Annotated in this window: 28 protein-coding genes; 6 read left to right on the forward strand and 22 right to left on the reverse strand. The window is 46.0% G+C overall.

What is annotated here, in order from left to right:
* Positions 1–1,029 carry an acetylserotonin O-methyltransferase gene (locus OEZ43_05210; GenBank protein ID MDH5544968.1) on the forward strand — a complete coding sequence of 343 codons (1,029 nt, stop codon included), beginning with the start codon at positions 1–3 and terminating at the stop codon, positions 1,027–1,029.
* A 125-nt stretch (positions 1,030–1,154) separates the two neighbouring features.
* Positions 1,155–2,456 carry a hypothetical protein gene (locus tag OEZ43_05215; GenBank protein ID MDH5544969.1) on the forward strand — a complete coding sequence of 434 codons (1,302 nt, stop codon included), beginning with the start codon at positions 1,155–1,157 and terminating at the stop codon, positions 2,454–2,456.
* A gap of 104 nt (positions 2,457–2,560) precedes the next feature.
* On the opposite strand, the gene OEZ43_05220 is transcribed toward OEZ43_05215, so the two are convergent.
* The 4 genes from OEZ43_05220 to imuA all read right to left on the reverse strand — a co-directional run bounded on the left by OEZ43_05220 (position 2,561) and on the right by imuA (position 7,229).
* On the reverse strand, positions 2,561–4,198 hold the full coding sequence (locus OEZ43_05220; protein ID MDH5544970.1) for a methyl-accepting chemotaxis protein: 1,638 nt from the start codon (positions 4,196–4,198) through the stop codon (positions 2,561–2,563).
* Between the two features lie 83 nt (positions 4,199–4,281).
* Positions 4,282–4,842 (reverse strand): hypothetical protein, encoded by a 561-nt coding sequence (locus OEZ43_05225; GenBank protein ID MDH5544971.1) that lies wholly within the window; start codon positions 4,840–4,842, stop codon positions 4,282–4,284.
* A gap of 334 nt (positions 4,843–5,176) precedes the next feature.
* On the reverse strand, positions 5,177–6,622 hold the full coding sequence (locus OEZ43_05230) for a DNA polymerase Y family protein (GenBank protein ID MDH5544972.1): 1,446 nt from the start codon (positions 6,620–6,622) through the stop codon (positions 5,177–5,179).
* The gene (gene imuA / locus OEZ43_05235) at positions 6,558–7,229 is read right to left on the reverse strand and encodes a translesion DNA synthesis-associated protein ImuA (GenBank protein ID MDH5544973.1); all 672 of its coding nucleotides are present in this window, start codon (positions 7,227–7,229) and stop codon (positions 6,558–6,560) included. The genes OEZ43_05230 and imuA overlap by 65 nt, the downstream gene beginning before the upstream one ends.
* 413 nt (positions 7,230–7,642) lie before the next feature.
* Here imuA and OEZ43_05240 point away from each other — a divergent pair, with 413 nt between their 5' ends.
* Genes OEZ43_05240 through OEZ43_05255 form a run of 4 tightly spaced genes read left to right on the forward strand, consistent with a single transcriptional unit; the run spans position 7,643 to position 11,150 of the window.
* Positions 7,643–8,308, forward strand: a complete 666-nt coding sequence (locus OEZ43_05240) for an NUDIX hydrolase (protein ID MDH5544974.1) — start codon at positions 7,643–7,645, stop codon at positions 8,306–8,308.
* A gap of 15 nt (positions 8,309–8,323) precedes the next feature.
* Positions 8,324–9,256 (forward strand): quinolinate synthase NadA, encoded by a 933-nt coding sequence (nadA, locus tag OEZ43_05245; GenBank protein MDH5544975.1) that lies wholly within the window; start codon positions 8,324–8,326, stop codon positions 9,254–9,256.
* Positions 9,257–9,303: 47 nt separating this feature from the next.
* Positions 9,304–10,182 (forward strand): SPFH domain-containing protein, encoded by an 879-nt coding sequence (locus OEZ43_05250; GenBank protein MDH5544976.1) that lies wholly within the window; start codon positions 9,304–9,306, stop codon positions 10,180–10,182.
* Entirely contained in the window at positions 10,179–11,150 is a 972-nt protein-coding gene (locus tag OEZ43_05255; GenBank protein ID MDH5544977.1) for a hypothetical protein, read from the forward strand. The genes OEZ43_05250 and OEZ43_05255 overlap by 4 nt, the downstream gene beginning before the upstream one ends.
* A 236-nt stretch (positions 11,151–11,386) precedes the next feature.
* Here OEZ43_05255 and OEZ43_05260 read toward each other — a convergent pair whose 3' ends face one another.
* The 18 genes from OEZ43_05260 to OEZ43_05345 all read right to left on the reverse strand — a co-directional run.
* Entirely contained in the window at positions 11,387–11,698 is a 312-nt protein-coding gene (locus OEZ43_05260; protein ID MDH5544978.1) for an antibiotic biosynthesis monooxygenase, read from the reverse strand.
* Between the two features lie 27 nt (positions 11,699–11,725).
* Positions 11,726–12,100 carry a VOC family protein gene (locus tag OEZ43_05265; GenBank protein ID MDH5544979.1) on the reverse strand — a complete coding sequence of 125 codons (375 nt, stop codon included), beginning with the start codon at positions 12,098–12,100 and terminating at the stop codon, positions 11,726–11,728.
* A gap of 375 nt (positions 12,101–12,475) precedes the next feature.
* Positions 12,476–12,907, reverse strand: coding sequence for a hypothetical protein (locus OEZ43_05270; protein MDH5544980.1), 432 nt, complete (start codon positions 12,905–12,907; stop codon positions 12,476–12,478).
* Positions 12,908–13,077: 170 nt separating this feature from the next.
* Complete coding sequence (locus OEZ43_05275; GenBank protein MDH5544981.1) at positions 13,078–14,232, reverse strand: hypothetical protein; 1,155 nt, start codon at positions 14,230–14,232, stop codon at positions 13,078–13,080.
* A gap of 326 nt (positions 14,233–14,558) precedes the next feature.
* Complete coding sequence (gene chrA / locus OEZ43_05280) at positions 14,559–15,908, reverse strand: chromate efflux transporter (GenBank protein ID MDH5544982.1); 1,350 nt, start codon at positions 15,906–15,908, stop codon at positions 14,559–14,561.
* A 93-nt stretch (positions 15,909–16,001) separates the two neighbouring features.
* A complete protein-coding gene (locus OEZ43_05285; protein MDH5544983.1) occupies positions 16,002–16,229 on the reverse strand; it encodes a class I SAM-dependent methyltransferase in 228 nt (75 codons plus the stop codon).
* A gap of 59 nt (positions 16,230–16,288) precedes the next feature.
* The gene (locus OEZ43_05290; GenBank protein ID MDH5544984.1) at positions 16,289–16,645 is read right to left on the reverse strand and encodes a hypothetical protein; all 357 of its coding nucleotides are present in this window, start codon (positions 16,643–16,645) and stop codon (positions 16,289–16,291) included.
* A gap of 208 nt (positions 16,646–16,853) precedes the next feature.
* Complete coding sequence (locus tag OEZ43_05295) at positions 16,854–17,381, reverse strand: hypothetical protein (protein MDH5544985.1); 528 nt, start codon at positions 17,379–17,381, stop codon at positions 16,854–16,856.
* 740 nt (positions 17,382–18,121) lie between these two features.
* Positions 18,122–18,325 (reverse strand): cold-shock protein, encoded by a 204-nt coding sequence (locus OEZ43_05300; GenBank protein MDH5544986.1) that lies wholly within the window; start codon positions 18,323–18,325, stop codon positions 18,122–18,124.
* A 202-nt stretch (positions 18,326–18,527) separates the two neighbouring features.
* The gene (locus OEZ43_05305) at positions 18,528–18,659 is read right to left on the reverse strand and encodes a hypothetical protein (protein ID MDH5544987.1); all 132 of its coding nucleotides are present in this window, start codon (positions 18,657–18,659) and stop codon (positions 18,528–18,530) included.
* Positions 18,660–18,723: 64 nt separating this feature from the next.
* Positions 18,724–19,308, reverse strand: a complete 585-nt coding sequence (locus OEZ43_05310) for an FMN-binding negative transcriptional regulator (protein MDH5544988.1) — start codon at positions 19,306–19,308, stop codon at positions 18,724–18,726.
* A 116-nt stretch (positions 19,309–19,424) separates the two neighbouring features.
* On the reverse strand, positions 19,425–19,763 hold the full coding sequence (locus OEZ43_05315; protein MDH5544989.1) for a hypothetical protein: 339 nt from the start codon (positions 19,761–19,763) through the stop codon (positions 19,425–19,427).
* 79 nt (positions 19,764–19,842) lie between these two features.
* The gene (locus OEZ43_05320; GenBank protein ID MDH5544990.1) at positions 19,843–20,568 is read right to left on the reverse strand and encodes an alpha/beta hydrolase; all 726 of its coding nucleotides are present in this window, start codon (positions 20,566–20,568) and stop codon (positions 19,843–19,845) included.
* Positions 20,569–20,667: 99 nt separating this feature from the next.
* Positions 20,668–21,183, reverse strand: coding sequence for an ATP-binding protein (locus OEZ43_05325; protein ID MDH5544991.1), 516 nt, complete (start codon positions 21,181–21,183; stop codon positions 20,668–20,670).
* A 252-nt stretch (positions 21,184–21,435) separates the two neighbouring features.
* Positions 21,436–21,996, reverse strand: a complete 561-nt coding sequence (locus tag OEZ43_05330; GenBank protein ID MDH5544992.1) for a hypothetical protein — start codon at positions 21,994–21,996, stop codon at positions 21,436–21,438.
* Positions 21,997–22,100: 104 nt separating this feature from the next.
* The gene (locus OEZ43_05335; GenBank protein MDH5544993.1) at positions 22,101–22,442 is read right to left on the reverse strand and encodes a hypothetical protein; all 342 of its coding nucleotides are present in this window, start codon (positions 22,440–22,442) and stop codon (positions 22,101–22,103) included.
* Between the two features lie 77 nt (positions 22,443–22,519).
* Positions 22,520–23,227: a DUF2971 domain-containing protein gene (locus OEZ43_05340; protein MDH5544994.1), complete on the reverse strand. Its 708-nt coding sequence runs from the start codon at positions 23,225–23,227 to the stop codon at positions 22,520–22,522.
* 168 nt (positions 23,228–23,395) lie between these two features.
* Positions 23,396–23,531: transposase (locus OEZ43_05345; protein ID MDH5544995.1), on the reverse strand; the 136-nt coding region annotated here is incomplete at its 5' end.

A 23,531-nucleotide genomic window follows, 5' to 3' on the forward strand; every position in this document is an offset into this window, starting at 1 on the left:
ATGTCTGATAATAATGCAAATGACAGTTGGGGATTACCGGAAGGAATGGACCCGATGCGTGTTATGCAAGTGGCTTCCGGATACTGGAATTCCTGCGTATTACACGCGGCAAATAGACTTGATATATTTAATCTGCTTGATGGCCAGTCGAAAGATCTCGATACTCTGACCAATGAAACTCAGTCTGATCGCCGCTGTTTAAGTGCATTATTGTCGGCGCTCGTGTCGATGGATTTTCTCGATCGCGATGGCGACGTGTTCATGAATAACCAGTTCTCCAATACCTTTCTTGTTAGCTCAAGCAAATTTTATCAGGGTGGTATCGTCTACATGTTTGAAAACTGGTATGAGGCCTGGGGTGGTTTGTATAACACCGTCAAAACAGGTACGCCATCAGCGTTAATGCATCAGGAATACAGTGACGAAGAAACGCGTAATTACATGATGGGCATGCACAATCGCGCCCTATCTCAGTCAGATGTTCTGACAGCAATGTTTGATCTCAGCGGAAAGAAAAAACTTATGGATGTTGGCTGCGGTCCCGCAACGTTCTCCGTTAAGTTTTGTGAAAAGTATGAAGGGCTGAATGCTGTTGCAATGGATCGCGAACAGAATTTGAAAATCGCGGGGGAAATCGTCGATATGTATGGCATGCAGGATCGTGTTCAATTGCTGCCAGGAGACTACAATACTGATAGCCTGGGAAGCGGTAACGACGCCATGCTATTGTCATCGATGACAAATCAGGAATCGCCGGAGAATATTCGCAAGTTATTGAAAAAGTGTTATGACTCGATGAACGACGACGGCGTGATCATGATACAGGAACAGCTGCTTCATGCGGATAAAAAAGGGCCGCAGCTTGCGGCGTTAATCGGCGTGAATCAAATCATTAATACGGTTTCAGGTTGTTCATACTCTACTGCGGAAATGGAAGAAATATTGCGTGATGTCGGGTTTGTTGATATCACATCCAAGCAAATGGCACCACCTAGTCCATTTATTATGGTGTCAGGGTATAAGCGATAATTTGCATATAGAATAAAACCCGCATTCGGTGCAACGAATGCGGGTTTTTTTTTGAACTCGTCTCTTACGGAGGCGTCTCAAATCACTTGGATAGAATAAATAAAAACGCTTAAAGGGAAGGGGATATGAAGAAAAAAGTTTATGTGTCATTACTGTCTGGTCTATTCGTCGCCTGTAGTCCTTCACCATCAACGATTGATGAGCCTATTGCTACGACGCAAAACGTCGGCAAGGTTTTAGATGTTGGTTATGTTTACCATGGGATTGATGGTAATCGTCTGGTAACAGGAACGGCTAATCTTTCGACCACAACACCGATAGACATTGATCTTCCTGCGAGAGCTAACTGGCTTGCTGCCGTACACAGTGGGAACGACAGTTATTGGGTTGCGGTGCTGGAAAATGGCGAGGCAAAAGCCTATAAGTTGAGTGGTAGTGTAGCCACAGAAGTATCACTTACTCCAGCGCGTGTGAACAAAGAAACTCAACCGGTGCCAGTGCTGCAGGAAGATGGAACGCTTGCATTGGCGAATGTTTTTGCAGGTGCGTCGACATACACCAGTCCGGTCATACTCGATTACGCCACCGGAAAGCGAGCCTATATTGCAGACAATGGTGACCTGGTCGTAAATGACGGAGGAAATCTACAACGACTGGCGATTAACGCACTAGGCTATGCTCGAATACTCGTCGACGAAGATCAGCGTGTTGCCGTGTTGACTGGGCCCACCTTGCGTTATGCCCATCAGGTGTTAGGGAATGAACACGAAAATGCCGCTTCTATCACCATCGTTGAGACTTCGCCGGCGTTAAAAGTGTTGTCAAAAATTGATGTGCCAAGTAACGATGTGATTGAGGGCAATCCCTTGATATGGGTCGATGTTGACGGGGATGGCCAGCGCGAACTTGTCACTACCGTGTCTAACATTACGCAGGGGGCCAGAGTAGTGGTGTACAAAGAAGACGGGACGGTCTTGTCACAAAGTGCACCTATAGGTAGCGCCTATCGCTGGCGGCATCAGGTGGCTGTGGCGCCTTTTGGTGGTGGAACTGAACAACAGTTGGTGTCGGTCTATATTCCGCATCTTGGGCCCGTATTGGAATACATCGACATGACTAACGGTAGTCGTAATACGAGCAACTCAACGTTGAATTATTCGTCTCATCTACAGATCTCCTTGAATCTGGATAAGTCGCTGACAGGTGATTTTGATGGGGATGGTAAGCTGGAGATTCTTTTACTCAATCGTAGCTCAAGAGCAGAGTTGGCCGCATTTGAACTGGGTGAGAACGGCGTTGCTAAAGATTGGGCGCTGGCCTTAAATGACGAGTTCACCAGCAACCTGGCCGCTGTGCAATTGGATAACGGCGCTATCGTACTCGGCGCAGGGCAAAACAGACAATTACTGCTTTGGCCCTCGGAATAAGAAATTCGAATTCAAAAGCGAGAACGGTATTTCAGAGTGTTCTTTGGTCGTATGGAGAAAGTATGTGGCGACGTTAGGGGCATCGCCATTTGAAAGTGTATGAATTATTGCGCTAGTTTGAATTGTTCTACCAACTCACACAATTGTGCGGCTGCATTCGTCATCTCGTCAGCTGAATTATGAATCTGGTCTATGCTGGCACGGTTGTGTTCAGCCGTGATACTCAGCTTTTCCATATGTTCTGTTGTTTCGTTGTGTGCAACAGCCTGTTCGCGTGTGGCACATGCTATTTGATGTGCCAGTTCGGTCGTTGTCGAAGACGATTGCGCGATTTCAGTCAGGCCACCAGCGACAGAGTGATTCAAATCGACACCGGCGCTGACCTGTTCCTTGACCTGGTTCATTGAAGAAACCACGATGAGTGTCTTGTCACGAATCTGATTGATTATCATTGCGATATCAGCGGTGCTTTGCGCCGTGCGCTGAGCGAGTACGCGAACTTCATCCGCAACCACCGAAAATCCTCGACCTTGTTCACCCGCCCGCGCGGATTCGATTGCTGCGTTAAGTGCCAGCAGGTTGGTTTGGCCGGCGATTCCGTTGATAACCTCTGTTATTTCTGTAATTTGCTGGACCGAGGTGCTTAACTCCTGTATTGCCTCGCCAGAGGATGTCACCGTTTTGACGATCAATTCGTTTGCACTGATATTGCTCGACATGTGGCTGGTGCTTTCAGTTACATGTGTTTGTGTTGCATCTGCGGCCTCTAAAACGCTCTTGGCGTCATTGGATATTTCGGCCACTGAAGCGTTGATTTCTTCCATTGCAGCACTAACAGCCATGATGATTTCTGACTGCTCCTGTACCCGCGCATTAACGTCGTTTGTCGATTTGGAAAGCGTCTTCGCATGTTTATCAACGCTATTAGCATTTTTCTGTATGCTGCGAATGATCGCGGAAAGTTGCATATTCATATCTCTTAACGCAAGCAGCAACTGTCCCAATTCGTCTGCGCTGGAGGCGTCAATTTCGTTGCGTAGATCACCAATCGCGATTCGTTTTGCGGTTTCAACAGCCTTATGTAATGGCTTAGTAATACTTCTGGTGATCATAAAGGCCAGAAATATCTGCATGGCAATGGCAAACAGCGCAAGAATGGAAATAATCACAACGGAGCGATTAAAGATCACATCCGATTCAGTCACAGCTTCTTTGGCGTGACTTTCAAAATTCGATAGTAGCTTTTCTAGGTTGGCGATAAGTTCCAGTTGCGCTGGACGGGCGGCGTCTCGGATATTTGCCGCAGCTTCCTCGTTTTCTTCATTTAATGACAGGTCCAATACCTTATCGGCCATTTCCTTAGCGGTGTCCTGAAATTTCTCTATTTCGGCGAGAATTCCCAGTACTTCTTTTTCGGAGACACGAGCGGTAAGTTTTTCTGCAGCTTCAGTATAAATCGCGGTCGCATCGCGAAAGCGTTTTAGCTCGGATTTCTTAAATGAAAAATCCTCCTGCATAACGATGTCGCGCATAGCGATGGACTGAAAACGCACGGAGTCACGCATCTTATTAAGAAGTTCAATATTGGTATAGTCTTTGTCTACGATAGTCCGCATGTTCTCGCGCACCATAGACAATTGGCTGACGCCGACTACTGCAACGGTTACCAATAGTATGGTTGTTGCAAAGAAGGTTATTGCCAGGCGTAGCCCGACTTTCATATTTTTAAATATGCCCAACATAACTCTCACTCCAACACATTTTACTTTTCTTGACTCTTATTAATAGGCGCCTGTATCGAATTCGATACAGGCGCGATTACAACTTACTTTCTATGCTTAACAGCGGTATGCAGTACGCCGATTACCTTGCCTTTTTCCATTACTGGAACAGAGACTTGTACGCTCAAGTCACCAGTAGATGGATCGGGTTTGGCCTTAGGCGCATGCCACGGCTTTCCTTTCTGTGCGTTTTTGAAAGGAGGACGAGCCTTGATGTTGTAGATCAGAGGCTTGCTTGGTCCTGCGACCAGATCACCGCGGGAATCACGCAAGAACAACTTAGCCAAGTCCTTTGTTTGCCACTTGTCCATTTTTTGCGCGGCTTTGGTCTTTTGGAACTGGGTAACCTTTGAATCATTGGCTGGCAGTTCATCCCATTTGATGTTTGTCATTCCTTTTATAATCCCGCCCTTTGAGTTTGCGCTCTTAACAGCGCTGACGACATCAGGGTCGGAAGCCCATTTGGCCAGCATGTCTTCGTATTTTTTTACCTTGGCCTCAAGTTCTGGTGGAATTCCCTCTGCATTGGCTGTAGCGCCAGTTATGGCAGCGACGAACAGAACGGAAAAAAACATCCTGACGAATTTATTGAGTGTGAGTGACATAGTATTACGCTCCAAATTTCTTCAGTATCAGTTTCAGTTTCAGGTTTACTTCACTTCATTTCTTTTCAACGGAAAAAAACCATATCTTCAATCGGTTAATGCGTTAATTAAAGACTTAAGAGTCTCCGTGATGTACTTTGTATCGGTATCTGATACAAATCCTGGAGGTTTGGTAATACTTTTCCGCAGAATTGTTCACGCTTTCACTAAGTTTTACTTGGCGAGTGAAAACAAACGGTTGTAGATTTTGAATTGGCCCTGGACCAAGAAAAGCTTTATAAATTATCGGGTTTGGATATGGTTGAAATGTAACAGGCAAGCGAACGTTTGGGATTTAAAAAATACCGTGCACGAACCAGGCTCGTAGGCCTTCCACTTCTCTATATATCCAATAACGCTGTCCCTGAGGATTTTGTGCAATGAAATAGTCCCGCTGCACATCGTTCCCGTCCCACCAGCCGCTTTGAATTCGCTCTGGGCCTGACATAAGTTGCAGATATCCATGACGAAAAAGCTGACGCTGGCGTATTTCCAGGCGCTGGGGCTGTTCCAGCAGCCACAGTGGCCGTAGGGCGTAATCGGCGCATGGGCCAGCTTCACCGGGTGCGCAATAACGCCAGCTACGTTCGGGGCGGTGGTCGGGGTGCGCTTGTATGCCGGAAACGGATTCTTCCCCCATGCGCGAGCACAAGCGTTCCACTAATTGCTGCCAGGTGTCTGTCCCCGTTTTATTTTCTGGTGTATCGATGAGTGCCTGGCTTCGTTCAACCAATGTCTGAACATCAGTCACACGCAACGCCATCTCATGAACGGTGGCTGGTAGTGACAGTCTTTCCAGGCGCTCTTTCAGCAAACTTACCAGATGCGCTGCGTCCCGGCTTACCTCTACCAGGGTGATATCGAAGTGGGTGCGGGCGCTATGCTCGTGAAAAAGCGTCCAGTGCAGGGTTTGTGTGCCGCCGCCGCGGGCGCGCAAAAAACCACTAAGAGCCAGCAACAGTCTTTGTCCGACGAAGAGTAGGGGTTCTGTTTTGTCTACAGGGAAGGGGATCTCCACGCGCTGTTCAAACACCTCTGGTGCTATAAACAGGGGGCGAGGGTCGGCCGCTTGGCCGAGCAGGCGATCGAGGTAATTCACAAAGGCCTGGCCGAAACGCTTGTTAAGCCCTGCCCTGGGGAGGCGCAATACATCACGTACATGACGCAAACCCAGACTAATCAGTGCCTCGTGAATAGATTCTTCAACTTCGAGAAACTGTACCCTACATGCGGCAACGGCAGATTGGAGATGATGGTCCTGCAGTAGCGCATATTCCTGACCACTACGCGCCAAAAGTTCGGCTGCCGCAGGCGTCTGCGCTACTGCTTGTTGTGCGATATAGCCTAGCTCCTCCAGCCCATGCTGTATCTTGCTAAGCAGGGTCGTAATACCCCCAAACAACATGCTGCTACCTTGAATTTCCAGTAGCAGGGTAAATGGAGGCTTGAGTTGTATACGTGAAGTGAACTGACCGGCCCAGACCGCTAATTGTTCCAGGGCCTGGTATTCCGCCTCGGTATTACGTGTTTTTACCAGTAATTCGCCACTGAGCGCATAAGCAGCCGAAAGACGCATGCCCGGCGTGACGCCCAGGTGAAGAGCGCTCGGGTTGCAGCTGACTACGTGCTGCTGATTGCCTTGCCCTTCAATAATGGCAAGTGGCTGTTGCGCAAGACTAGTTCGCGTATAGACGTTGAGCGGTAGCTGTGGCAGGTAAAGGCATAGCCACATATCCTTCATGATCCCAGTCCAGATGTATAGGGCCGGTTGGCCAAGCGCCCCGGCGTTTGTGAATATTTACCTCCATGCCCCATTCGTTGGTGCTGACTTCCATGCGCAAAGCGGCGGGTGAGGATTGTACTTGGGGTGCTTGCTTGTAAAAGAGCACGCCAATACAGTTGCCTTCCTCGGTCGCCAGTTGCAGGCGTCGCAACTGGCGCTCGTTAATGCTCCCCGGCCAACACAATACCGCGCCGCAAGTGCCGGCGCGCAGGGCCTGTTCCATGGCCCAAAGCGTGTCATCCTTGTCCGGGTGCACCAGCAAAACCTTGGATATATCGATGCCATAGCGGCTTAGCGTCGGTGCATAGGGAATATGCGGTGGCGCCACCATCGCAATCCAGCGCCCCTGGTGACTCAACTGCGCCAGCGCCGGAATCATGAGTTGCAGACTGCTATTGCCATCCGCGTTGGTCAGTAGCTCGGTCAGCGCGCCCTGTGGAAAACCGCCACCAGGCAACACCTGATCTAGAGCCTTAAAGCCGCTGGAAACCGTCGCTTGCTGATAATGCTCCCATTGATTGGCCCGCCACACGCCGGCTTCATACATCAGATTTTCCAAACTCATATCGTGTTCTCCTTGAGGCTACTCTCAAACCAGTCCCAGGCAAAAAAAAGGTGGGTCGTATCCCTTGTGCGTTGGAGTAAGTGGGATATGGCGGGATACGACCTTAAAGCTGTATGCGTTACCAGTGCTGTAAGTATATACAGTGAATTTACTGGATGGCAAGGTGTAATTGAAAATTTACCCCTAAGCCGGCCAAGTGGCCTTTTACGGCTTTCTGTTCAAGACGGGTCAAATACAACGTTTCTCTAATATTCGTGAAAAGAGGTATCTGACCCGTCTTAGTTCTTGGTCACGAACTAAGATTTATGAACTGTAAATACAGTCACTTACAAGAAGCAGAAAAAATCTATTGACTTAGTGTCGCTGTCACACTATCTTCCTTAGTGTATTATCAACACTAAGGAAGATCGCTCATGTATTCATACGAATACCCACATCCCGCGGTGACCACTGACATCGTGATATTCACGATTCGTGATGAACAGTTAAAAGTGCTGTTGATAAAGCGCAAAGGTGAGCCATTCAAAGGCAAGTGGGCTTTGCCCGGTGGTTTTGTGCAAATGGATGAAAGCCTGGAAGAAAGCGCGCGCCGAGAACTAGAAGAAGAAACCGGAGTGAGTGGGGTCTACCTGGAGCAGCTATATACGTTTGGGCAACCGGAGCGCGACCCGCGAGAACGGGTTATTACCGTCGCGTATTACGCGCTAATTCCTTCCGACAAGATTCAAATACGGGCTGCTACCGACGCTGAAGCCGTGGGTTGGTTTGCCATGGATGACATACCGCCGCTCGCCTTTGATCATCAAAACATTGTCGATATCGCCCATAACCGATTGGTGGCTAAATTGGATTACTCAACAATCGCCTTTGCGTTTATGCCGGCGGAATTCACCCTGGCTGAATTGCAGGCGGTATACGAAATTATTTTGCAAGAGGAGATGGATAAACGGAATTTTCGCAAATGGGTGTTAGCCATGGAAAAAATCGAAGAAACAGGCGGCGCGAAGCGCGACGGTGCTCATCGTCCCGCGCGTTTGTATCGCGTGAAAAACCCAGGCCAGGTGGACATTATTAAATAAGTGTGGAGGTGACATATGAAAAACGCACTACTGTTAGCCCATTATTACACCACGCCAGATGTGCAAGCGATGGCGGATTACGTTGGCGACTCCTTAGAGCTTGCCATGATTGCGCAACGTGAAAAGGCCGAACGCATAGTATTTGCCGGTGTAAAGTTTATGGCCGAAACGGCCAAGATTCTAAACCCGGCAGCCGAGGTGATACTGCCAGACGCGCGCTCCACGTGTTCACTCGTGACCCAAACCGATACGCGATTGCTCAAGTGCTGGCGTGAACGATACGCCGATCACGTGCATGTTACTTATATCAACTCGGACGTTGAAACCAAAACCCTGGCGGATTGGGTCGTCACGTCGCGCAATGTCGACGACATTGTCGCTCACCTCATCTCGTCGGGACGTAAAGTAATTTTCTCACCCGATCGCAACATGGGCGCCTATCTCAATTACCAATACGGTTATGACATGCCGTTGTGGAGCGCTGTCTGCGAGGTGCACGACCAATTCAACGCCGAACGTATTGAGCAAATGTTGCAGGCAGTAAAAAGCGGTGATGCTGAACCACTACTCATTTCCCATCCCGAATCGCCGTTGCCCGTGCTTAAACAGTCCGATTTCGTTGGGTCGACAAAGCAGATGCTGCAATGGATAGCCAAACTCGAAGACGCAACGCGTTCTGTATTCGTTGCGACGGAAGAAGGCCTGCTACACAACATGCGCCAAACAAGACCCGATCTCGATATTCGACAAGCGCCTATCTATGCAGGTTGTCAATGTAACGCGTGTCCGTATATGAAACGAAACACAGTTGAAAAGATTAGCGACGCGATGCGAGGAGTGGGTTTGAAAATTGACTATCTCGATGCATTCCAGATGGAACGTGCCCGCAAGCCCATCGAACGAATGTTAGCGTTTGATAGTAGTCAAACGGCGGGGCACGCTGCGTAAGCGCGTTCTTCGAAAGTAATAGAGGCTATTTGTCCAGGAGGTGATTTATGATCCTTAACTACTTTAAAGGTGAGCCTAGTCAACATGTAATTCGCTACCGTAATGGTGAAGTGGTAGCGCATGGCGCTGGACGCGCATTCTGGTATTTAAGACACAACACGTCGATTGCCTGTGTACCGTTAGGAAGCCAGGAGGCGCCATTTGTATTCAAAGAAACGACAAGAAATTTCCAGGAAATTGCGATTCAAGGCCAATTGACCTATCGCCTGACCAAACCCCTGGAGGTTGCGGCATTGCTCGATTTTACGGTCGACACAAAAACAGGACGATATCTGTCAGATGATCCTGAAAAATTGATGCAACGAGTAGTGAACGCTATCCAAGCTTTGACACGTACAGGTGTAAATCAAATGAGCTTAGAAGATGCGCTGATTCGAGTCAAAGACCTTGGAGGGCAAGTGTTACTGGATATTCACGACGATGTCGCGTTGCAAACAATGGGAGTTTTGGTCGAAAGCCTACACGTCACCTCAGTAACGGCTACACCTGAGATGCATAAAGCCTTGGAAGCCGATTATCGCGAAAGTTTGCAACGTCGGGCGGACCAGGCAATCTACGCGCGTCGGGCCGCTGCCGTGGTAGAAGAGGTTAAACTAAAACATTCCGCAATGGACGCTGATATTGTCCTGGAAGAAAAACGCAAAACCCTAGTCGAAACACAGGCGCAAAATCAATTGACATTGGCAGAATCTGAAGCGCGCGCCGAAGAGATGAAGCTTAACCCCTATGGCAATTTGCCGCCACAGGCGCTGATTGGCTTGGCGCTGAAAGAATGGGCCGCAAATGCTGGAAAGATCGGTAATCTCAACATTACGCCGGATCTGCTTGGGCAATTGGTGACGTATGTTGGGAGTGTACGCAAATGAATGTTCCTCTGTATCAGGAATATGCTTCTAGTACCGTGCTATTCGAGACCGTGGTGATTGTCACCAAAGCCACGGTTCTCGAAGAGCTAGTTAAACGTTTTAACACTCAGGCGCAGGCGAAGTTCTATCTTGAACATGCTGGGCAGGACTTTGAGGCGATACGTGGCAAGCATGAAGAATATACGCAAATCGTCACACAGGTACGTAACGCTATTCCGCGCGGTTTTCGAGTTCAAGTATTGGATCGTAGTCTGTTACCACAATACGTATTTACTAAGTCCGATTTGATTGTGGTGATCGGGCCTGACGGTCTAGTGGTCAACACGGCTAAATACGTAAACGAAAATCAGCCGATTGTCGCAGTAAACCCTGACACAACAGCTATTGATGGTGTTTTGTTGCCTTTTACAAGGGAATCAATCTTCAACGGTTTGGAAAAAACATTGTTAGGTAAGTTTCGAGTTAAAGAAATCACAATGGCAGAGGTAAGGCTTAATGATGGTCAAACCTTGTTGGCATTCAACGATCTATTTATTGGCGCACAATCCCACGTGTCTGCGCGCTATGACATTCGGCAGGGCGAAAAATTCGAGCATCATTCATCCAGTGGTGTGATCGTGTCAACAGGGGCTGGTTCTACTGGGTGGCTACGCTCTGTCTATGCGGGAGCCACAGCAATTGTGGAGGCGCTTGGCGGGAAAGTAACGCCACCGCCAAACAACGGATCAATCCCTTGGGATAGTGAATATCTTATCTATAGCGTACGTGAACCGTTTCCAAGCAAATCAACGCAAGCACAAATGGTCTATGGAGTGATAACACAAGATAAGCCACTTATCGTCACCTCTAATATGGCCTCGGGAGGAACAATTTTTAGCGACGGTGTGGAAGCAGATCGTGTTGAGTTTAACGCCGGTATCATAGCAAATATTGGACTAGCAAAGCAGAGAACACATCTTGTTGTGTGAATAGGTTTCGCCCAATTGGATAAATAACGATGAAAGAGGTGTGTCAAATACAACCTATTAGGAACTGAAACGGTAACACGTAAACGAGACATTCCTGCAAATATAGATATACAAGATACCGTCATTTTCAAATGCGGCAAATCGATTTCGCCCTCAAAGCTGGACGTGGTGGGTATACCCAGATGATTGTATTTCATTGTTGAATTCTCCAACGCGTTTAGACGAGTTGTCGGGTCTTAGACAGGAATCGCGTCCGATAAGATATCGTAGGAATTAAACACGCGTTCCGATAGTCCATATTTTCTTGCCTGCTCTCTCCATGGTTCTATATGTGGAGCGATTAAATGCTTCTCCAGGCTTGCTCTATCTGGCCATAACTCGGAAAAACGTATCAGGCCCTTATCAAAAGGATCTTCGGCGACTTCATACAATATACAACCATCTAGTTCCTGGGTGGCCTTCACGAATTCCCGAAGATGAGGGAGCACATCATTGATGTTCTCGGGCGGGAATCTCAAGATTCCAAATACGGCTACTGTTGCCTTCATTGTTCCTTCCTTGTACAAATTCCGTTACTAGCGCAATCTCCATGGCGGATATCTTCGATTTACACCGGCAGTATAAAGACAAATTAAATTCCCACTAGGATCTCGTAATCGCGCCTCAGTCCAAAGCCACTCTTCCGCTTTTGGAATAGTGCCGAAGTAATAACCTTTCTTCACAAGGTCCGCATGTACTTCCGATAGATTATCGACCTCAAAATATATGACGGCGCCGGGTGAGGATGTTTTAGATTCTACTTTATCTAGCGAAAAAGTTGCGTCGCCTGCAGGACATTCGAATCGGGTATACGTGTCAGTGGACACGATTTTTCGAAACCCCATGCCTTCATAGAAGGCGTTCGATGCTTCGATATTTTGTGCAGGTAGCGTGACTTGATTAAGATTCATAGCATTGTCACAAATGATCCTGGTTTCTATCATCAACAGGCGGTTCCTTACGCAAACAAATTCACTAACAAGCTACTTTTCCTCATAATGCGTAGTATATCTTCCCTGCCGAAATCTCTTGCCGCCTCGTATGCGTCTTTGTCTTCCATCAGTGTCTTAATCGCCGGGTCTGCGTCCTACTCTAGCAAAAGTCGTACGACTTCAATATGCCCGCTTTTTGTACTCACGAATAGGGGAGTCGCCACAATTTCTGGGTGTTGATAATTAGGATTTACGCCGTTCTATAGATAGCGCAGAATTAGCCTAATATCTCCTCTTACCGCCGTGCGATACATCGTTTTCCTGTGGCACGAATCTGTCACCACCATACAAAAATTATCGCTCGGACTCAAGACAGGACATGTTTTTACTGAACTGCTTTGAAATAAAGTCTGGTGAGAAGCGCCAGGTTTGTGTTTTGCCTGGTGTCTCAAGTGGATCGACAAAAGTAAGCACCGCATTGTCTGAAGGAGGAACAAATTTTAGTTTATGAAAGTGAGCTTCTGCCTCGATAAATCCATCAGTGCGTGTCTTGATAGTGATGCCGCGCAGGCGAGTCAAGCGTCCCCATAGTTCCTCGTTTTCAGTGACGCTTTCATCGCAAGGATTAATGCATTTTAGTATACCTTCTGAAATCTCTCCCTTATTGTTGGTTGTGCTCACCACCAAACGCGGTGGTGTGATACAGGTGCTTTGATCTGCCAGAATGTCCTGGATATGTGGAGGGTTCAATGAAACATAGGTAGTGGTTCCGAAATGTTTCCCCAAATGCTTTTTTACCCACGGTTGTGGAAGCTGGTAGACTGCCCAAACCCCATTTTGATTAGGCTCTACGAGTGTCCCTTCAGCATGTGCGCAGCTAAAAAAAACAGTTATTGAGACGAATGCAAATACGCAACTAACCAGTCGTCGTGGAAAAGAAATAAACGAATAAACGATCATGGAGTGTCTCCATATGCCCGTGTTATCTTTGCTGCCCAGTAGGGTTTGCTGGTGCTAAATGGATAATCCTTTATGTCCAGGGTGTGCACGTAACCGTTATTAGTGCCTCGATTCGTAAATTCATGAACGTGTCTGTCTACTACGAGAACGACATGCCCTTCATTCCACATGACATAGGTGCCGGTTTTATGATCATCGAAAAACTTGATGATGTCATCCTTCTTCTTGGCATCAATATCGAATGGTCGAGTGGCGCCAAGGTGTTCAGCTAGCTGAGTGCCATAACCACTCATTCCTTTTTTGCTTGCATCACAAGCGAAAATTCCGCCAACGTAGGTTGTGCAGTCGAATCCTCGTTTGTCGTTGTCTATTACCGGTAAATTGTTATATACAAAATAGTAGTCACCATCTATAGCTTCGTGATGAAGTATTCTGCCCGTGCCATTCCCGGTGTATTTCAATGCTGGGCCGGTATCTCCTTCACCCATAGCCGGGCTTAGAGGGCCGCTAATGGGTTTTACAGGGCAAGTTAAAAATTCGACATTTGAAATGGAAACTGGCCAGTTCTCACGTGCTACATATAGTGCGCAAGGTATCTTTTTCCCCCAAAGATTCTGCTTCTTAATTAACGCCAGCAATTGGGGTAGGTTCTCGGACGAAAATAGATCTTTTGAGGATCTATCGGTAACGTCTATGACCTGAGTGGGGTCGATTTGGGCATTCACGATCGCTAACAAAGGCGGTGATGCTGCGATTCGAAACAAGATTCGATAGGGCTTTGGTGGCTTAGTTCCGGTGTATGAAATCTTGTAAGCTCCATTGTTAAATCGCTCAAGGGTTGGAGTTTTGAGCTTGAGAGGAGTATTTAAACTGACCAGCCGATTAAATGTCGTCTTGTTTGGCTCTATTAATCCATCGTCTTTCCCATAAAGTTTTTGAAAACCACGTATGGCGTTTATAGTGTCATAAGATATGCGAAGAGGCGGAGTCGCCAAAAGTTTGCCAGGGGTATTGGTAGTAAAAGGTAGACGAGGAATTTTCTCACCAGTCCAAACGACTCTGGCCTGTTCTAAAAGATTCTCAACGATTGCCACGTCGCGCGGATTGTTTACTCCATTTTCTCCAACTGAATTTACTATTTTTTCGGTCATAGTCGGTTCCAGTGCTTGTTCGTAAAAAACCAATTAAGATGTCTTTTTTCAGCTATGTGAGGCAAAGAATAACACTCGAATACCTAATAAGAATTATAAGGTATTCGTGTTGTTATCTCCTTCTCAATAGTATATCCAGCCTGAACGAAAAATGCGTTATCAGAATTAGTTAATCCGCCAGTGGACTCATGAAGTGGAAAATATAAGAAATATGATAGAGTCGTGTTCTGCGTTGTTGGTAAAAGTTGGGTCAGATACAACTTTTCAATTTTTCTGAATGCTGAGCGTGCGACATTAATTAGATTCATTAATCATAACGATTGTATTCATAGTAGCGTTGAGTAAAGTAGCCCAAACGTCGCACACGCACCGATAACTGAAATTATTCCGATCTTATATCTAAACAATGCAATAAATGCGGCTAGCCCTATAAACAAGGAAAACCAATCAAATACGCCGCTAAAACCCTGCGGCCAAAGCACGTGATAGGCAAAGAAGACAGCAAGATTGAGCACAACGCCTACGACCGCCGCAGTTATACCAACTAAGGGCGCTGTAAATTTTATATCGTGTCGAGTGGCCTCGACCGATGGTCCTCCCAGCAGAATAAACAAAAAAGAGGGTAGAAAAGTGAAAAAGGTGGCGATACTCGCCCCGACAATGCCAGCCAGTGGTAACAATTCCGGCCCGAATAATTCCTTGGTCCAACCACCAACAAACCCTACAAATGCCACAACCATAATTAGCGGACCCGGTGTGGTTTCACCCAGGGCCAATCCGTCTATCATTTGCGTTGCACTCAACCAGGCATACTGCTCGACGCCGCCTTGATAAACATAGGGCAGCACCGCATACGCACCGCCAAATGTCAGTAGCGCTGCTTTCGTAAAAAACCAGGCCATCTGTGTTTGTGTGCCTTCCCATGTATAGAAATTATTGAGTAGGAATATGGCAATAATCCAGATTGAAACGCCAATCACGCCAAAAACAATTAATCTGGACCATTTGAAGCGCGCGTGTTTTGGTAAGGGAGTGTCATCGTCAATAAGCGCCGGGCCTGAGGACTTGCCGGAGCCGGCGTGATGTCCTCCGGTACGGAACTGATCTGGTGCGAACTTTGAACCTGCGTAACCCAAAAGTCCGGCGATCAGCACGATATAAGGGAAGGGAACCTCGAGCGCAAAGATCGCGACAAAAGCGAGTATGGCGATGACGCGAAGCGTATTGTTTCTCAGTGCTTTTGAGCCGATGCGATATGCGGCAAACACAACAATCGCTGTTACTGCCGGTTTGATTCCGTGTAAGATTCCCTCTATGGCGGGCACATTGCCATAAGCCAGATAAACCCAGGTGAGCGCGATTAGAATAAACAGTGAGGGCAAAACGAATAAAACGCCGGCCGTGATTCCGCCCCACACGCCGTGCATTAACCAGCCGATATACGTGGCAAGTTGTTGCGCCTCAGGACCGGGTAATATCATGGTGTAATTGAGTGCATGTAGAAAACGATGCTCGGATATCCAGCGACGCTTTTCCACCAACTCCTGGTGCATCATGCTGATTTGGCCAGCGGGGCCTCCAAAACTGATGAAGCCCAATTTCAGCCAATACAAAAAGGCCTCAAAGAATCGGACTGCGGGAAATGCTTCTGTCGGTCTCTTTTGATTGTCTGACATTGGTCCTTTTGTTAACACTCCGTAAAAGAATACTATTCGTTAATCCATGAGCGCGATCTTTTGCCACTATAGTGCGCAGCTACTTCTGGCACGTCACCCATTCTGCGAAAAGTCGACACCGGTAACCTCCCAGTCCCGTCCAATAAACGAGCGTGCTAAAGGAACGCCTGCGCCACATCCGAGGTCGAGTAATTTGCCAGTTTGAGAGGCAAGTTTTGAATGAAATCCATTGATGATGTGATCGATATTAAACGCATCGCGATTTTCATCATACGATGCCGCAAACTTATCATATATTTCCGAAAGGTGTTCAGTCTCCACGGGTCAGCCTCCTTGCTACAGCGAATTGCGACGAATAGAGTGAAGTGTGTATTTGCTAACTATATGTAGTCTTTAGACTCGTAATAGTGGTAGCCTGCTTGGGTTAATTCTTGAATTTCACTAAGCTGCTCTGCGTCTATAGACTTAAAATTAAAACAGGATTTTCCGTGCATGTGTTTTCTCAATTCAACTGACACGCTTACCAATAAACTCGGTTCTACATAAACTGGCATCAGATGATAACTGACGTAGTTCTTGTTGATTTGTACACTGCCAAAAAACAGTGGCTTTCCGTTCTTCATGATATGCCGGGTGTTTAGAGAGTAGCATTCCATGTCGTCACTACTGCACACAAGTTTCTTGTCATGTTGCACTAGTATGCGTTTAAGTTCACCGAAAATCGTTCCAAAGTCCACCTTGTTGTCCTTCTCGCTGTCATAGAGCGTAATATAAGTGTTCGTGCTCGAGCGAATCCAATACTAGTGTAAAAAATAAATCAATCATAGCGCCGCGAGCAAGTACATAGCCGACAGATGCGACGAAGTATAAGTCTTTCTGTCTCAACATATTCAGGTGCCTTCATTTCTCTCAAAAACTCCGCTAAAAAGTAGTGATTCTGCTGGTTTAAAATTGAAGCCCAATATGGATAGTTGGGAAAAATATATATTTTGGAACATTGTAAGTCTCGTTCAATACTAGCTCTACTGGGCTAATATCAGAAAGATTTCGTTTGATCGCCATCCAGGGAGTGATGTATCCATGTTTACCGACTAAATATTTGTATCCGACACGTAGTCCAACTAAATCTGCAGCACGAGCTTGATGAGCAACATTGTCGCCATATGTGTATTCTATAATTGTCGCTTCGTATTCAATGCCACCAAATAGTCCCCTGTTACTCTCTCGTGAATAGTCAAATTTAAAACCGACGCCGTTTTGCTTGACGGCGTAATTGCTATTGTCACGCATGAAATCCGGAAACTGAGCGCCAAATACGCCAATTTGAAATCGCAATCTATCCTGTTCGATACCAGCGTGCGCCGAATAGCCGCTAAAAAGAAAAGCAAGCGGGTCCGTCTCGACAAAGTACTTAGTCTCCGCGGGTAAATGCAAAGGTAAGGCAAACAAAAAAATAAAAAAAACGTTTCTCATAAAACGTAACGTTTCCCTTTTAAGAGTTTAATATGCCGCTTGTGTACATTCACAAGACCTGTCTGGCACAAATCGGTGCTTCTGACGTGAACGCCATATCGCGGTCACGAACCATTTGGAACGTCAAACGTAAGAATGCCAATACCGATTATGGTCAAAGGCAATATTACGAAATATGCCAGAGCCATCGTTCGCCCGCTATAAAAATGTCGTGTTATGCCCTGAGGGGTAACCCTTGTGCCCAGCCACGTGACATGGCATTGGCTATGTTGGAAAAATCCGTTCTCTTGCTGTTTTCATTTCGAGACGGGCAGAAATTCCTGATTTGTTTGAAATACATACCCATGATTGGCTTGCATAAATGTTGAAGCTGCTGATGCGCAGCGTTGGCTATCCCAGCCGTAACGCGGCGAAGCGTTCGAAGGAGCGCTTTGTGTATGTCCGGCATAGGCATGAATTAATGAGGAAAAAGTCGAACAATTCTGTTCATCAAAGGACGCTACGTAGGCATGATAATCCCTGTTATCGAAAGTATGTCTAAAGCCCCGGTAGATATTGCTAACAGGAGACTGCTTGAATTCGCCTACCCAACAACTTTTAACTACTACACAACGTCGCCATCAGCGGACCACCAAAGTGGAGGACTAAATGTGGCATAAGCGAAGTGACCACATTTTGGCCGGAACAGAGGTGGGTCCGCTACATGGCTTAGTTATGTGTGCAGTCTCAGAAAAAACCACTTAAAGTGGTTTGACGTTAGTCGCACAAGGTCCTTTTTGACCTTGCCCCACTACATATTCAACTTTCTGACCGTCTTTAAGCGATTTACGACCGCTAGCCTGTATTTCGGAGTGATGAACGAACAAATCCTTGCTGCCATCATCTGGTGTAATAAATCCAAATCCTTTGTCATCATTGAACCACTTAACTGTACCTTTACTCATGCTTTCTATCTTCTCTATTTCGGTGAGTTGTAAGTTACTAATATCGCTATCACCATTACGAAACTAGTCTTTTGTGTCGATTCCAATTTATCTCTGGCACATAATAGTTTGATTGTGTGTGATATGTCTAGATCTCACAAATTATCTAATTCACCTGCCGCAGCTGGCGACATTTTGGCGAACTATCCGGCGTCTACGGACCTTAGCTCGACAGAGGCGCCAAATTTTTATCAGTAGCCTTAACCATCATAGAAGACTCCGGTTCTATCCACAAATAGACATTACCCTTCCAATCGTCGAGCTGACTCATACTTTTTGGCTTTTGCTTATCCATAATAGCTTTTACACATAAAACTGCCAAAAACGGTGCGATGTCAGGAGCAAAATGAATGTCCCTCTTATAACTCATTGCGTTCCATAGCCTCAGCCAGCCTATTTGACCCTCGTGCCTTTAACTGCCTAATTACCTGCGCCCTATCTTGTAACGAACGATTTTGACTGAGTTTATATTTGCACTGAATATTTGTGATCGTGACCTCGAAGCCAAGAATAGCACCTAGCATGGATGATTTATATTGTGGTAGCCACGGGATTTCAAAGGTGGATTCATATTTTGAAGTCAGATCGTTGACTATTTCTTCAAAGTCTTCGGGATTTCGGAGTACCTTGCACTGCCCATAAATATGAACTGCCTGATAATTCCAGGTGGGCACGCCTGGGGAATTATACCAGGAAGGCGAAATGTAATCGTGAGCACCCACGATGGTAATCAGGACTTCCTGTCCATCGACTTCAGTGTGTTGCGGGTTTTCTCGAGCAAAATGACCGAGCACTTTAGATTTGTCTTTAGAAAGTAAAAATGGCAGATGCGTAGAGAAGAGTTTGCCACCAACACTTGAGATAAGCTGGCCGAAGGAATTTGCTTCGACAAAAGCATATATTTCATTTTCGTCGGTGAATTCAAAATGTTTGGGGATATACATAATCTTTCCTTGAATTACAACGCCCAGCCGAGGCGCGAAGAGCGCAGCGACGTGTCACGTGAGCAAAGCAAACAAACTCGGGCTTATGGTTAGGCGCCTAAATGAAATATGGCACATTAGTCAAAAAGATCCATATTGGCATTCACGTACTCCATAACTTCATCATATTTGAATTCGTCAATCTTCTCATGTACTACATAGCAATATAGGAACGAAGAAACCAGATGAAACTTATAATAACCCCTGGACTCTTCATCTAGGGAAACATCTGTTTCATATTGTTCTTGGTTTAATTCCCCCATTTTCTGAAGAAGCGAAACATCATTTAGATCATACCTCTCTGCGTATAAAAGTGGTGCCAATAGGTAAATATCCTCTAATGAGAACGATTTTTCTCTTGCAATTTCTAACGCTCTTTTTAAAGCTTCTTCTGATGCTTCAAGCCAGTGTTTCATAGTAGACTCTCATTTTTGTGCGCATAAGGTTGAAAATAGCCGGTGCGCAGCGGAAAACCTGTCCGCCAAAATGCGCTTGTTATAACTCATTTTCCTTTTTGAATTTTCCGTTTTTCAGAAAATACACTGTCTGCTCAATTACCGCCTCATTATTCATGAGAAATGGGTGTGTCGCCGGAAGGACAATGAAATCCTCCATCCCTTCGACTTTCGTTGCTTCGACCGAAACCTTTCCGTCATCCGGGTTCGGCAGAAACGCAGACAGAATGAGATTAATGCTTTGCGTGCCAGCAATCACCCCCAGTTCAAAGTTTACCGGACCAAGCGATTTGGGAACGTCATTCTCGCCTGTTCCGAGTTGCATACCGGCCGGGCCGTTGAGGAGCTCAAAGCCAGGTGCATTCTTCAAATTGTCGACAACTTCGCTGCCCTTGTTGGGAGGTCCAAGCATGACCACCCGACCAATATCTTCTCTTTCGTGCTTTTTGAGATAGACTCGGACGAGAATTCCTCCCAGTGAGTGGGTTACAAAGTTAATCTTTGTCGTTGCGTTCGACTCACATTTGTTGATTCCTTCCCCAACCGCAATTTCTGCGAGTTCGTCAACCGTATGTTTGCGCGACGGGTAGTCGATGTTTTGGACAATAAAGGCTTCCGCGGATAGCCGCGCTTCCATCGTTTTCATCGAATCGGCCGTACGGGCCAGTCCGTGCAAAAGTACGACACATTCACTCGCAAAAGATGGGATGCAAATCAGCAGCAGTGCGAATGCTGCGACACAATGTCGCACTAGTAATGAGCGCATGAGTTATAACGCGGCAATAGCCCGCAAAAGTATGGTGCCGTAAAATGGCGCAGAACGTTGGTCGGCGCGAGCGAAGCGAGTGGTTCTCTAGTTGCCATGTTAGCCGCCGTTTTTAGAGCTAGAAACAAATTCAATTTGGAACTCGCTCTGTTCGCAGTCATCGGGCGGCTCCCAAAGTTTACTCGCAATTTCGAATATGTGATCAGGAACCACCATTGAGAACGTGGCACCTCTTTCAAGATTGCGACGTCGAACACGCTCCCGGCGCTCGCTGTGAGGAGCATCGAGAATGTAAACAATGAGAGGTAGTCCGTCGTTTTGCACTTGGTGGCAGAAATCAATGCGACCTTGACGTTGAATAAGCCCGAGCTCGAGAATCACGTCTTTACCTGACACAAGAAGGCGAAGACTATGAGTCCATATAAGATTAAGAAGCCTTTCCTTTCTTTCTAGGTACCAAGAAGCAAAGTCACCCGCAGGGCGATCGGGGCTAAATAAATTCGCAAACCATTCGTCTAGGGCAATGTGAACACCGCCATTACTCGCCGCTAGTTGAACAGCGAAAGTAGACTTACCCGCACCAACTGGACCTTCAATCAAATGAACAATGGGCATAATTAACTCGCTACGTATACGATTACTAGAGGCTAACGAGGCCGTAGATATACCCTGGCACGATTTAAAGAAAAACCGACCTCCTGAGAAGCCATGTGTTCGACGATCGCAACCTCAGGAATGGTTTTGCTACCCCATAATTCTAAAATATTATTATACATTCGAGTTTTCCTACAGCCTCAATATTCTGACCAGGGACGCTGAGCTTGCGAAGCGTCCCAGTGAGCGCAGCGAACAATCTGGGTCTTATTGTTAGTTTTCTTGCTTAATAAATACAGAATCATCTATTCCATCCGCAATTTCTATTGGTCTAGCCTCTGGTGTTGAGGCATCGTATAGATCTGTAGTTTTACCAAAAAATAAGTTTCCATCGACGATCTTGTATATATCATATCTCATACGAAATTCTCGTAGACCTGAATATTTTTCAGTTACATCCACTTCCTCGCCAAGGGTGATACTAATTTCAAGGTAGGTCTCTAGCTGTTCTTTCTCTTCGACGCTGTATGGAGTAATAGTTGCGGACACAGCTTGAAAGTCTATATTTCCTTCGCCGTTACTGCCATCTACCTTTAAATCAAATTTTGCTGTTCGCGTATAACTGGGATCAGAACATTCTGAGTCCAAGAAATATCTATCGGAGTAATACATAGCATCACTGGTGAATTCAATAACATCTTGCGCAGAACCTCCTGAATTGCTCGTATCACACTCTGTAGCCCAAATACCTAATAGTTCCGAATCAATATTTGACTCAGAATTGGCGCAACTGAAAAGCGCCAAACAACTTAATACTGTAAATATTTTTCTCATTCTATTCCTCGTAAAACTAACGTTTGAGTTAAAGGGCCGCGCGCTGTTTGCGCGGTCCAAGCAGGGCTGCTTTTTACCCTGCGGTTTTAAACGATTTGTTATGTTTAACCATGACTTAAATAGTACCCTAAGGAAAATGACGCATTATTCAGACAACTAAGGATATTTTGATTAGAGTCTGGGTCTAACGCCTGATCAAGAAATTTAGATGCTTCTTGAAGCGCAGGAAGATAGCTAGTTGTTTCTATATCGATATCCGTACCATCATTTTTATGTGCTCTATCTTTTTCTGATTCTATTTCTTTGTAGACTTTTTCAATAGACAACATTAATTCTTCTTTTCTATCGTAGGTGGCCGATTCAAAATTCTCCGATATTGCTTCAATACTGTCACGGTAACTAGACAGTCTCTTTTTTACTCGTGTAATTGTGAATTCATTTTCCATTTATTTTTTAAACATAACGACCAAGCTGTGCGTTGCAAACGAAGCGCAGCGCAGTTTGCATCCGAACGAGCGCCTTGTTATCCATCGATCTCGAATTTTTCGCTTCGGTCATTTTGACCTTTCACCTTGTGTAATGGATCAACGGTTAACACCTCTTGATCTTGCTTTTTGACCATGTCAAAACTTTGAAATGCTGCCCGAACTTTAAATATCTTTACTACATCTGTATTTGCAAACACCTGCTTCCTTATTTTAGTAAGTTTTCGTTGGCAGCGAGCTCCTAATATAATTTCTCGCAATTCAAAGTCTGGAGAAATTTCCTCATAATACAGTCCCGTCTCAGGATCTACATACTCTAAATTTTTAACGTATCTCCATTCACGTTCATAGGACCAATCACTAAACTTCGTGGTTACAATCTTCTTAAAAACTTCATCATCAAAAGCCATATTATTTGGGCTGCTACTTAACAAAGAGTCGAGGCGATCTTTGTGATAATCAACTTTCCATACACGATTCTCAGGAACATCCAAACCAAGGCATACGCCTGTATGATTTCTAGCGTAATGACCCCACATCAATGGGCTTTTCCAGTTATCGGTAAAACTAATAAATCCATATAAAGAAGCCCAATGCTTATAAAGCCTATCGAAGTGGCGACGCGCTTTCTTTCCTTCCTGTCGAATTCCTAAGAGCTCAAAGGGATCGTTTACTGTATCGAAGGTTGACAGTCGAATACGCTGCTCAGGAAGAATATATTGCTCTAACGTTTCTAGCGTAGTCATGTAGTAAAGTCGCACGATACCTCTCTTCAGATCCTAGATGGATAACGAGACTGTAGAAAAACCCGCAACTGACACCGACAATCTCGCCCGTCAGTCTGAACAATATCCAGTGAATTTTTCATGCCCCAAACATTATTCATTTGCATCAATTTGATTGAACCTGTCGTTTTACGCTGTTAATCCACCATAATTGGCCAACTTCTCTATGTTATGCACCATACAGCAAAGCTGCCATTGGCTTTGCACCTTCTTTTTACCTCGCAAACTAAAACGGTTCAACCGCTTATTCGTGCCTATGTTTGCA

Source organism: Gammaproteobacteria bacterium (genome assembly GCA_029881255.1).
Classification (GTDB): Bacteria; Pseudomonadota; Gammaproteobacteria; order S012-40; family S012-40; genus JAOUMY01.

What these genes read in the sequence shown, in the direction of transcription:
- OEZ43_05325 (MDH5544991.1), bottom strand. Translation starts at nt 21,183, where the DNA reads ATGCCCATTGTTCATTTGATTGAAGGTCCAGTTGGTGCGGGTAAGTCT.
- OEZ43_05260 (MDH5544978.1), bottom strand. Translation starts at nt 11,698, where the DNA reads ATGAAGGCAACAGTAGCCGTATTTGGAATCTTGAGATTCCCGCCCGAG.
- OEZ43_05265 (MDH5544979.1), bottom strand. Translation starts at nt 12,100, where the DNA reads ATGAATCTTAATCAAGTCACGCTACCTGCACAAAATATCGAAGCATCG.
- OEZ43_05220 (MDH5544970.1), bottom strand. Translation starts at nt 4,198, where the DNA reads ATGTTGGGCATATTTAAAAATATGAAAGTCGGGCTACGCCTGGCAATA.
- OEZ43_05275 (MDH5544981.1), bottom strand. Translation starts at nt 14,232, where the DNA reads ATGACCGAAAAAATAGTAAATTCAGTTGGAGAAAATGGAGTAAACAAT.
- OEZ43_05295 (MDH5544985.1), bottom strand. Translation starts at nt 17,381, where the DNA reads ATGAGAAACGTTTTTTTTATTTTTTTGTTTGCCTTACCTTTGCATTTA.
- OEZ43_05300 (MDH5544986.1), bottom strand. Translation starts at nt 18,325, where the DNA reads ATGAGTAAAGGTACAGTTAAGTGGTTCAATGATGACAAAGGATTTGGA.
- OEZ43_05315 (MDH5544989.1), bottom strand. Translation starts at nt 19,763, where the DNA reads ATGAAACACTGGCTTGAAGCATCAGAAGAAGCTTTAAAAAGAGCGTTA.
- OEZ43_05215 (MDH5544969.1), top strand. Translation starts at nt 1,155, where the DNA reads ATGAAGAAAAAAGTTTATGTGTCATTACTGTCTGGTCTATTCGTCGCC.
- chrA (MDH5544982.1), bottom strand. Translation starts at nt 15,908, where the DNA reads ATGTCAGACAATCAAAAGAGACCGACAGAAGCATTTCCCGCAGTCCGA.
- OEZ43_05340 (MDH5544994.1), bottom strand. Translation starts at nt 23,227, where the DNA reads ATGACTACGCTAGAAACGTTAGAGCAATATATTCTTCCTGAGCAGCGT.
- OEZ43_05230 (MDH5544972.1), bottom strand. Translation starts at nt 6,622, where the DNA reads ATGAAGGATATGTGGCTATGCCTTTACCTGCCACAGCTACCGCTCAAC.
- OEZ43_05250 (MDH5544976.1), top strand. Translation starts at nt 9,304, where the DNA reads ATGATCCTTAACTACTTTAAAGGTGAGCCTAGTCAACATGTAATTCGC.
- OEZ43_05305 (MDH5544987.1), bottom strand. Translation starts at nt 18,659, where the DNA reads ATGGATAAGCAAAAGCCAAAAAGTATGAGTCAGCTCGACGATTGGAAG.
- OEZ43_05310 (MDH5544988.1), bottom strand. Translation starts at nt 19,308, where the DNA reads ATGTATATCCCCAAACATTTTGAATTCACCGACGAAAATGAAATATAT.
- imuA (MDH5544973.1), bottom strand. Translation starts at nt 7,229, where the DNA reads ATGAGTTTGGAAAATCTGATGTATGAAGCCGGCGTGTGGCGGGCCAAT.
- OEZ43_05320 (MDH5544990.1), bottom strand. Translation starts at nt 20,568, where the DNA reads ATGCGCTCATTACTAGTGCGACATTGTGTCGCAGCATTCGCACTGCTG.
- OEZ43_05225 (MDH5544971.1), bottom strand. Translation starts at nt 4,842, where the DNA reads ATGTCACTCACACTCAATAAATTCGTCAGGATGTTTTTTTCCGTTCTG.
- OEZ43_05240 (MDH5544974.1), top strand. Translation starts at nt 7,643, where the DNA reads ATGTATTCATACGAATACCCACATCCCGCGGTGACCACTGACATCGTG.
- OEZ43_05335 (MDH5544993.1), bottom strand. Translation starts at nt 22,442, where the DNA reads ATGGAAAATGAATTCACAATTACACGAGTAAAAAAGAGACTGTCTAGT.
- OEZ43_05210 (MDH5544968.1), top strand. Translation starts at nt 1, where the DNA reads ATGTCTGATAATAATGCAAATGACAGTTGGGGATTACCGGAAGGAATG.
- OEZ43_05330 (MDH5544992.1), bottom strand. Translation starts at nt 21,996, where the DNA reads ATGAGAAAAATATTTACAGTATTAAGTTGTTTGGCGCTTTTCAGTTGC.
- OEZ43_05255 (MDH5544977.1), top strand. Translation starts at nt 10,179, where the DNA reads ATGAATGTTCCTCTGTATCAGGAATATGCTTCTAGTACCGTGCTATTC.
- nadA (MDH5544975.1), top strand. Translation starts at nt 8,324, where the DNA reads ATGAAAAACGCACTACTGTTAGCCCATTATTACACCACGCCAGATGTG.